The sequence below is a fragment of the Streptomyces sp. NPDC005492 genome (assembly GCF_040605995.1).
Lineage (GTDB): Bacteria > Actinomycetota > Actinomycetes > Streptomycetales > Streptomycetaceae > Streptomyces.
In genome coordinates, this window is sequence record NZ_JBEXDX010000124.1 from 1 (window position 1) to 1251 (window position 1251).

The following is a 1251-nucleotide window of genomic DNA, read 5'->3' on the forward strand; positions in this document are numbered from 1 at the left end:
AGCAGCGCGGTGCGCAGACCCTCACGGTCCTTACGCATCAACGCCACCGCGACCGCGTCTTCCACATTCGCCTGCGCCAGCCCGGCCACGACACCGTCCGGACCCACATCCACGAAGGCGTCCACACCCTGCCCGGCCAGCCACGCCAGACCATCAGCGAACCGCACCGCCGAACGCACCTGCTGCGCCCAGTACATGGGCGACGTCATGTCGGCCGGCTCACCCGTCAGGTTCGACACCACCGGGATACGCGGCTCCGCGAAGGACACGTCAGCGATGGCCGCGGTGAAATCCTCCAACATTGGCTCCATCAACGCCGAGTGGAACGCATGCGAGACCCGCAGCCGGGTCGCCTTCACGCCCTGTGACTTGAAGTGCTCGCCCACTTCGAGGACAGCAGCCTCTTCACCCGAAACCACCACCGAACCCGGCGCGTTCACCGCCGCCACCGACACACCTTCGGGCAGATACGGCCGTACGTCCTCCTCCGGCGCGGCAACCGCCACCATCGCCCCACCCACCGGAAGCCCCTGCATCAAACGAGCCCGCGCAGCCACCAGACGGCAGGCGTCCGGCAGCGAGAACACCCCGGCCACATGGGCGGCGGCCACCTCACCGATCGAGTGGCCCAGCAGATAGTCCGGCTGCACTCCGAAGGACTCCAGCAGCCGGAACAACGCCACCTCAACCGCGAACAACGCAGGCTGCGCCCACCCCGTGGAGTTCAACTCATCCGCATCCTCACCCCACACCACATCCCGCAACGGGACATCGAGATGCCGGTCCAGCTCCGCCACCACCTCGTCAAAGGCCGCCGCGAAGACCGCCGACGTCCTGTACAACTCCTCGCCCATCCCCAGGCGTTGCGCACCCTGACCCGCGAACAGCACCGCCACCCGACGGCCGCCGGCAGCCACACCGTCCACCACGTTCGCCACCGACTCACCGGCCGCCAACCCCCGCAGCCCAGAGGCCAGTTCAGCCGCATCGGCACCCACCACCACCGCCCGGTGCTCGAAGAGCGACCGCGACAACAGCGCCGCACCCACCGCCGCCGCCTCCGCCCCCTCAACCGCGGACACCAACCGCTCAGCCTGCCCGCGCAACGCCTCCTCCGTACGACCCGACACCACCCACACCATCTCCGCACCACCCGCCGAGACGGCCTCGGGCTCCGCGTCGACCTCGGGCGCAGCCTCCAAAATCACGTGCGCATTCGTCCCAGAAATGCCGAACGACGACACACCCGCC

Annotated in this window: 1 protein-coding gene; it reads right to left on the minus strand. The window is 69.0% G+C overall.

Going from position 1 to position 1251, the window contains the following annotated elements; all coding sequences use genetic code 11:
- A partial coding sequence (locus ABZT04_RS45950) for an acyltransferase domain-containing protein (protein WP_356066703.1) occupies positions 1 to 1251 on the minus strand: 1251 nt, incomplete at both ends.